This is a genomic window from Riemerella anatipestifer (assembly GCF_009932355.1).
In the GTDB taxonomy this organism is placed as follows: Bacteria; Bacteroidota; Bacteroidia; order Flavobacteriales; family Weeksellaceae; genus Riemerella; species Riemerella anatipestifer_E.
On sequence record NZ_LEKU01000001.1, the window covers coordinates 72981 to 81289 of the forward strand.

Sequence of the window (8309 nt, forward strand, 5' to 3'; positions counted from 1 at the left end):
TCAATGAATTTTTGACCAATGATTTTTGTCATGTATTTATATAGCAAAATCGGGCTATCTCACAGAGATAGCCCGATTTTGCCTATTTTTAAATAAAATTCTTTTACTTCTTTGCAGTAGGTTGAGATAGCTTGTTTAAAGCATCTACTATCTGCATATCTATATTACCTATAGCTGCAGGGCTAGCCACTTTACCGTCTTTATCTATTACCACAGCACTCGGTAATTTAAATCCATAAATACCAAATTTATCAGCAGCTTCAGAGTTCATACCGTTTTTAGCATACAAACTTTCCACTTTTAATCCTTTAAACATAGCTGCTTCGGTCTTTTTGAACTGGTCTTCAGTATCATCTAAATTTATCATTACCAAATTAACCTTACCTCCATATTGAGTTGCAAGTTGCTTTACAGAAGGAGTAAGGCTTTCGGATACATAAGGATTCCAAGAAGCATAAAATATTAAAACGCTTGGTTTACCCTCATATTTAGATAAACTCACTTTTTCTCCTTTATTATTAACTAAATCAACGCTAGGAGCTTTCTGCCCAACTTCAATACCTTGTATAGCGAGTTTAACTTTTTCTAACTCTTTTTTTATCTGGCTGTCTTTGATAGATTTATTAACCACTTCCATTACTTGCTTAATTCTTGGATGTTGAGGTTGTAAATCGTATTGTGTTGCAACGAAAGCAATTAGGTGGTCTTTCGTGTACTGGTCAATATCTTTCTTGCCTTCTAGATATTTAACAAAGGCTTCTGTAGTAGAGATTTCTTTGTTTTGAAGCGTATTCATAAAGCTAGTAAAACCTTCTTGATTCTTAATGAGTAGGTAGCTTCTATAAGTAGGCAAGGTTTTTATCCATTTCTTCTCATCTCCTTTTAGACCGTCTTGATATTTTGTAAATTCAGCCGAAGGCTTGAAATTAGGGTTTCCAGTAGCCGCACCATGCATAGCCGCATATTGTTCGGTAATCATTAGAAGGGTTACTTTCATCTCACTTGATTTCCATTCTACCACTTCGGAGTCTGGTTTTGTTTTAGACTTAACCTCTTCTATTTTCTTATCTACATCTGTTTGTATTTTTTTTACTGCTGCAATGAACTCTTTTTCAGACTTAGACATAAGTTGCATATCTATTTTGCTCATGTAGTCCTCTATATAAGATTGCATTTGAGTAAGGAACTCATTATTTTTTTCGCCATCTCCTAAGATTTTCATTTTTCTAGGAAATTCTGTAGCGTCAGCCGTAATTTTAATATTATTTCCTTTTTTAAGATAAATAAAATTCATCTGTCTTGCGTAGGTTATTAGATAGATGCCGTCTTCTTCTATTTTTGGCGTTGCGGAAAAATTGCCTTTAGCATCTACTCCTATATTCATAATAGGCAACGAGCTAGCACTAGATACATTGATGAGCTCTATCCTATCTAAAGGAGAAGCATTTTTAAGCGTTCCTGAAATTTGAACTTCATTTTTAGAACAAGATACCATTAAAATGGCAAAAAGTACTAACAAAAGATATTTTTTCATAGATATAAATGATTATTTTTTACAATCACAAAGGTAGTTAATAAAACTCGGTTAAAAAATAGGTTTAGGGAATTAACGTTTTTTTTTAACAGAATACTATCCTGATTAGTGATTTGGAATTTCAACAAAAAAGACTCACAAAAAGTAAATTAACTATTATTGTATTTGATTATTTTCATAAAATATATTTTTGTAACAATTAAGGGTTTAATTTTATGTTTAAAAAATACATTTTCACGATAACACTGTTGTTATTTGCATGCATTGATGCACAAGTATATAAAAACGATTCATTACGCGGAAGTTTTACTTATCTATTGAAGTCGAAACCTAATAATCTTTATCCTGAAAATCTTTATCAAGAGTTATTTTCTCTTCAAGTTAGTGATAGTCGCTCATTTTTTATTAGTGAAAATTTACTAAAGTATGATTCTATTTTTACTAGTGAGATGAATACAGCTATCAGAGGTGGCTCAAATTCTATTAATTTTAGTGGTAAGTCATTTCCAAAAACAAATTCTAAATTTCTAGTCGTGCAAGAAAATGATAAAACTATTTTCTATGGAACTGTAGGAACTTCTGTTCTTTCTTATCAAGAGCCTAAAATCAATAGTTGGAAATTAGTTGATGAAACAAAGATAGTTAACTCTTTTAGTTGTAAAAAAGCAGAGTTAAGATTTAAGGGTAGAGACTGGATTGCTTGGTACTCTACTGAAATTCCTTTCCCTTATGGACCTTATAAGTTTGGAGGGTTACCAGGTCTGATTATAAAAATGACGGACAAAAAAGGTGAGTATGATTTTGAGTTAGTAAAATCATTACCTAGTCGAGATTTAAAAGGAAAGATAGTAGGTATAAACAAAAAACGCTATGATAATTCTATATCTGTTACAAAGCAGGAATTAGAGGATACGAAAGATAATTTTAGGAAGAACCTATTACAATCAATGAAAAATGACGGTGTAGTTCTCTCGCCTGAACAAACTACTGCATTGAGAGAAAAACAAAAAAGAGATGAGTCGGAAAAGAAGGGTTACAATCCTATCGAGTTAGAAGACTAATACATTATTTTTTATAAACCTCCTCATCTAGTAGCTTTTGGAAATAATCTTGCAGAAGCTGTCTTTGTTTTTGAGAAAGTTGTGCTTCTGGGTGTTGTGCTACATAGCCTTTTAGTGGCATTTCGTGGCGTTTTATAGTTTCTATACTTCCTTCCAAAGCTCCTTTTTTTAGATACTCGTTATAAGTATTCCACACGGAGAAGTTGAGGTGCTTTCTTCCTTCGTTAATGTGGTGTTTTATGCTCCAAGATATAGGTGCAATGTAGGCATAGCTAGGGTATTTAGTTTCGTTGGAATGGCAGTCGTAACAAGCCTTTTTTAAAAGCACTTCTACCTCTTTAGGTGTATTTTCTACATTTACAAAATTACCCTTTTCGTTTACTGGAGGATTGGTACGGTCTATTGGGATAAGTTGTATCAGTAACAGGCTTAATATCGCCCACAATGCTATTTTAAATATTTTTTTCATTAGGTTTTATTTATTGTTGTTTTCGGTTGTTGATACCTCTTGTTTGGGAAGTTCCCAATCTTCTACCAAATCCCATAGCTGTCTGGCTTCTATTTTCTTAGGGAAAACAAAGTAATCTTCGGCAGGAGTATTAGTCGCTAAGTCGGCGGTATCCCAAATGCCGTTACCGTTATTATCTACCAAAATTCTTATATAATAAGTATCAGGTTTTAATTCTGTAAATTTATGTTCCGCTTCGGTAGTTTTTCTACTAGATAATACTTTGTTTTGCTGGTCTAGAAGCTCTATCCAAAAGGGAGCAGACGGCTTATTTTTAAGTCTTATTGTTACAGAACCATAGTTTTGGGGTGTGTCTGCCTCGAATTCAAAAACATAAGGTTTAGCATTAGACTTATAGAAAGAGCTTACACTTTCCTTCGGAATAAATAAGCGATATTTTTTTTCTTTTTGAAAATCACTTTCAATAATGATGGTGTTGGGTGAAGTTTCGGCTATTTTAGCTTTGAAAGGTTGCTGACTGACAGAATCCACCTTTAGTTCCCATTGTTGTGTATTGAGTTCTTTTAACTCCATATTAGCCGTAATTCTAAACGGACGATTAGGTGGTAGTAAAGCCCCTTCATTATTTTTAAGAGTAAATTCCTCCTTAGGATTGTAGCGATAGAATATCTGGACGGTATCTTTTTTAACTTTGGTATCATAACTGAATTTAAGATTAGTCCCTTGGTTGGAGCTTAAATTTTCCTTTTGGGCATCAAACCAAACCCTTACGGAATCTGAAAACTTCTGATGAGAAACTTTATAATCTTGTACCAGACCTGTAATTTCCTTCACTTCTACTTTTTCGGGTTTCCCTTCAAAAAGGAGCAGGAGACCTCCATCTATGGCTTTTATTTCTTTATATTTCACCTCTTTTTTAGGTGGATAAAGCGTGAGTTTAAGCCCAGAAACACCTTTAGTAACATTAAGTTCATCTTTAATAAAACCTAGATTTTCTTTGCCTTTATCATATACAGAGTTCATATTTTCATCATCAAAAGCGATGACTTTATACTTGCCTTGAGCTAAATACTCCAACTCAAAATAGCCGTCTTTATCAGCTTTAGTAATGTAGTAAGGTTTTTCTCTAAAATTGATGCTATCCGAAGCCTTATAAAGCCCCACTACTATATTAGATTTAGATTGAGCTTCACTGTTAGGCGTAGATAGAGCGTTTTGTGCCGTTCCTGCAAGGTAGAGATTATCTAATTTTTCCCCAGTAGAAAAAGCAAAATTAAAATAGGGTAAAATATTACCTTCGTTGTTGTCCACAATGGCATTACCAAAATTAAAGCTGTAAGTCGTATTAGCTTGTAGAGTATCTCCCCACTGTATCAATACATATTTGTTGGCAAGATTAGAGGGAATAATCTTCTTTATATTTTTAATAGGTGGTGAAATAATGAGTTGCTTCTGAATATCTTTTAAATTAACATATTCGTCAAAATCTAATCTTAATTCTCTTATAAGTACAGGTACTTTGGTTCTAGAACTGTCTATATTAGCTCCTAAAAAACGAGGGGCTAAAGTATCCTTATTACCGCCCACAGGAGCACCTACTCTAGCACAAGAGTGCATTATAAGACTAAGGATAAGCAGAAAAAAAACTTTTTTCATTTTCTTTTATTTAGGCAAAAGTAAGGTTTTTAAACAAGATGAATGCTTAAAATATCTCTTCGTGAAAGTCTTCTATTTTAGAAACTTCCACAATTTTTATATTGTGTTTTTTCTTTGGTATCTTATTTTGTTTAGAAACAAATATCTTATGATAGCCTAATTTTTCGGCTTCGGAGATGCGTTTTTCTATTTGTGGCACAGGACGAATTTCTCCACTAAGACCAATTTCCCCAGCAAAACAATAATGCTCCGACACTGCAATATCCTCGTTGGAAGATAAGATAGCGGCAACCACGGCTAAGTCTAAAGCTGGGTCGTCTGTTTTGATACCTCCTGTAATATTTAAGAATACATCTTTAGCCCCGAGTTGAAAACCAGAACGTTTCTCCAAAACTGCCAAAAGCATATTGAGCCTTTTAGCATCAAAACCCGTAGAACTTCTCTGTGGTGTACCATATACCGCTGTACTTACGAGGGCTTGTATTTCTAGCAACATAGGGCGGTTACCTTCTAGTGTTACTGCCACCGCATTACCTGAAAACTCTTCGGATTTTTTGGTAATAAGCACTTCCGAAGGATTTTTAATTTCTTTCAATCCTGCTGAAATCATTTCATAAATACCAATCTCAGCAGTAGAACCAAAACGGTTTTTATTCGCTCTTAAAAGTCTAAACAAATGGTTCCTATCACCATCAAAATTAAGAACTACATCTACCATATGTTCCAACACTTTTGGTCCAGCTATTTGTCCATCTTTAGTAATATGTCCCACTAAAAAAACAGGCGTGTTAGTCGCTTTTGCAAACTTTATAACTTCCGAAGCACATTCTCTAATTTGAGACACTGTGCCTGGGGAACTCTCCATCACCTGCGAGTGTAAAGTTTGTATAGAGTCCACAATCATAAAATCAGGCTGAAGTTTTTTGGCTTCGTGTAAGATTTTCTCTATTGAAGTCTCGGTGTATAAAAAACAATTCGGATTTTGGAGCTCCGTTAGTCTATCTGCTCTCATTTTAATTTGCGAGGCACTTTCTTCCCCCGAAACATAGAGGATTTTTTTCTTCATTTTAAGGGCTAATTGCAATAGTAGTGTAGATTTCCCTATACCTGGTTCGCCTCCGATAAGAGTTACCGAACCTAAAACAATACCACCCCCCAAAACTCTGTTAAGTTCTTCGCTTGGAGTTTTAATGCGTTGTTCAGCTTGTGTTTCTACTTCTATGATGTTGATGAGGTGCTGTCTTCCAAAATCTCCTGCATAATTTTTAGAGGTTGTTTTCTCTGCAATCTCTTCCACTAAAGTGTTCCATTGTCCACAATTTTGGCATTGTCCGTGCCATTTGGAATGTTGCGAACCACAATTCTGACAATAATATACTGTTTTTAATTTAGCCACTTCTGAAGGTCTATTAAAAATGAAACCGCAATTTACAAAATAAATTTTCTTAAATTAGCAGAGCGTAGAATATAAATCTAAAGTCAATAAAAAATGGAAGCTTTTGTAAACTCAGAAATAAAAAATCATATTGCATACATCACTTTTGGAACGCCTAAAAGCAACTCTTTGCCAGGGCATATTTTAGAACAATTAGCTCAAACGATTTTATCCGAAGGAACGAAAGAAGAAGTAAAGGCAATATTACTTAAATCTCACGGAGAAAAAGCATTTTGTGCAGGTGCGAGTTTTGATGAACTACTAGAGATTGATAATATAGAGGCTTCTAAAAGATTTTTTGGAGGATTTGCTAAAGTATTAAATGCAATGAGAAATTGCGGTAAAATAATAATTGTAAGAGTGCAGGGCAAAGTTACAGGCGGTGGCGTAGGCATCGCTTGTGCGGCAGACTATTGTTTCGCTACAAAAGAGGCAGCTTTAGCACTTACAGAAATCAATTTAGGTATTGGTCCATTTGTTATTGGTCCGTTTGTGGAGCGAAAGATAGGAAAATCACAATTTTCTGCAATGTCTCTAGATACAGAGTTTAGAAGTGCCGAATGGGCGGAAAGAAATCACATCTACCATCATATTTCGGAAAGTATAACTTCTATGGACGAAAAACTAGATACGTTTTTGAAACAGTTATCAGAAAGGAGTACTGATGCGTTGGCTCTCATTAAAAAAGTATCTTGGGAAGGTGCAGAGCATTTTGATAGCATTATGCCTGACCGAATTCTAATGAGTGCAAGTCTAGTATTAGAGGCTACTGCAAAAGAAAATATACAAAATATTAAAGCACGATTAGCTAAAAAATAAAAAAAGCTACCTGTTTAGGGTAGCTTTAAATTTACTATAAGAAAGGCTCTTTACATTCGTTGAACTCTTTTATAAGCCTTTTAAATACCTCATCTACCGAGATAATGTCGTCTATGAGGGCAGAAACTTGTCCTATTTCTAGTTCGCCTTCGTCTAAATCACCTTCGAACATGCCTTTCTTGGCTCTTGCTCTACCTAAGGCTTGTTTCAGAGTTTCTATATCTCTTCCATTATCATAAAGTTTTTCTATGTCGTAGAAGAATTTGTTTTTTAATAGCCTAACGGGAGCGAGTTCTTTCAAAGTAAGCTGAGTATCGCCCTCTTTAGCCTCCACTATTTTCTGTTTAAAGGCTTCGTGGGAACTTGCCTCTGTTGTGGCTGCAAATCTAGAACCGATTTGTACACCGTCCGCTCCGAGTATCATGGCGGCTTTTATCTGTTGTCCTGTCGCGATGCCTCCTGCGGCAATAAGGGGTGTGCTGATATGTTTGCTCACATTAGGAATAAGGCAGAAAGTGGTAGTCTCGTCTCTTCCGTTATGTCCACCAGCTTCAAATCCTTCAGCAACAACAGCATCTACACCAGCTTCCTCGCATTTTATTGCAAATTTTAGAGAAGAAACCACGTGAGCTACTTTTATACCTTCTTTTTGTAAAGTTTCGGTGTAAGTTTTCGGATTTCCTGCTGAGGTAAATACGATTTTAACTTGCTCTTCCATAATAATATTGATGATTTCATCTAAGTTAGGATAAAGCATAGGAATATTAACGCCAAAAGGCTTGTTGGTGGCTTTTTTGCATTTTTGGAGGTGTTCTCTTAAGATATCAGGGTACATACTTCCTGCACCTATCAGTCCGAGACCTCCAGCGTTAGAAACAGCAGAGGCTAACCGCCAACCGCTATGCCATACCATACCACCTTGTATGATAGGGTATTGTATATTGAAGAGCTTTGAAATTCTATTTTTCATATTTGAAAGTTGTGAACTATCGCAAAGATAATGAAAACTGAAAGCAATTCACAACATTAAAGTAATACAACATGACAAAGTGTTGTTTGGAATTATCCTATAAAATATAATAGTGATAAAGTTAGTTTTATTAAATCTCCTTTTCTTATAAATCATTCCGCTCCACACGATAAGAAATCGACACTATCCCGTAAAGTGTGTAAGTTAAAATTACCGAGGGTTTAACTTTTTTAAAGTTGAACCCTTTGTTCAAAAATAGTTAAAAATTGATTTAAAATCAAGCCCCAATTATGAATAGGTTTCGACCATTTCTTAGTAGCTTCTCTTAAAGCCAAGAAAGTTGATTTCATAACCGCCTCATCTGT

At 34.8% G+C, this 8309-nt stretch carries 7 protein-coding genes and 1 pseudogene; 2 read left to right on the forward strand and 6 right to left on the reverse strand.

The annotated features are described in order from the left end of the window. Positions 1-103 precede the first annotated feature (103 nt). Positions 104-1534, reverse strand: coding sequence for a redoxin domain-containing protein (locus GXW81_RS00425; protein ID WP_161530740.1), 1431 nt, complete (start codon positions 1532-1534; stop codon positions 104-106). 215 nt (positions 1535-1749) lie between these two features. Here GXW81_RS00425 and GXW81_RS00430 point away from each other — a divergent pair, with 215 nt between their 5' ends. After that, positions 1750-2595, forward strand: a complete 846-nt coding sequence (locus GXW81_RS00430; RefSeq protein ID WP_161530741.1) for a GLPGLI family protein — start codon at positions 1750-1752, stop codon at positions 2593-2595. Between the two features lie 4 nt (positions 2596-2599). Here the strand turns inward: GXW81_RS00430 and GXW81_RS00435 are convergent, their stop codons facing one another. From GXW81_RS00435 to radA, 3 genes are read right to left on the reverse strand one after another with little or no spacing between them, the layout of a single operon-like run. Then, entirely contained in the window at positions 2600-3064 is a 465-nt protein-coding gene (locus GXW81_RS00435) for a heme-binding domain-containing protein (RefSeq protein WP_161530742.1), read from the reverse strand. Positions 3065-3070: 6 nt separating this feature from the next. Continuing rightward, a complete protein-coding gene (locus GXW81_RS00440; RefSeq protein WP_161530743.1) occupies positions 3071-4720 on the reverse strand; it encodes an Ig-like domain-containing protein in 1650 nt (549 codons plus the stop codon). 46 nt (positions 4721-4766) lie between these two features. Continuing rightward, the gene (gene radA, locus GXW81_RS00445) at positions 4767-6116 is read right to left on the reverse strand and encodes a DNA repair protein RadA (protein ID WP_079206950.1); all 1350 of its coding nucleotides are present in this window, start codon (positions 6114-6116) and stop codon (positions 4767-4769) included. A 93-nt stretch (positions 6117-6209) separates the two neighbouring features. On the opposite strand from radA, the gene GXW81_RS00450 reads away from it, so the two are divergent. Further along, positions 6210-6974: an enoyl-CoA hydratase/isomerase family protein gene (locus tag GXW81_RS00450; RefSeq protein WP_161530744.1), complete on the forward strand. Its 765-nt coding sequence runs from the start codon at positions 6210-6212 to the stop codon at positions 6972-6974. A gap of 34 nt (positions 6975-7008) precedes the next feature. Here GXW81_RS00450 and GXW81_RS00455 read toward each other — a convergent pair whose 3' ends face one another. Both GXW81_RS00455 and GXW81_RS10420 read right to left on the reverse strand, forming a co-directional pair. Further along, positions 7009-7944 (reverse strand): nitronate monooxygenase family protein, encoded by a 936-nt coding sequence (locus tag GXW81_RS00455; protein WP_161530745.1) that lies wholly within the window; start codon positions 7942-7944, stop codon positions 7009-7011. Between the two features lie 230 nt (positions 7945-8174). Further along, a pseudogene (locus GXW81_RS10420) lies at positions 8175-8309 on the reverse strand (IS256 family transposase); the annotation flags it as partial.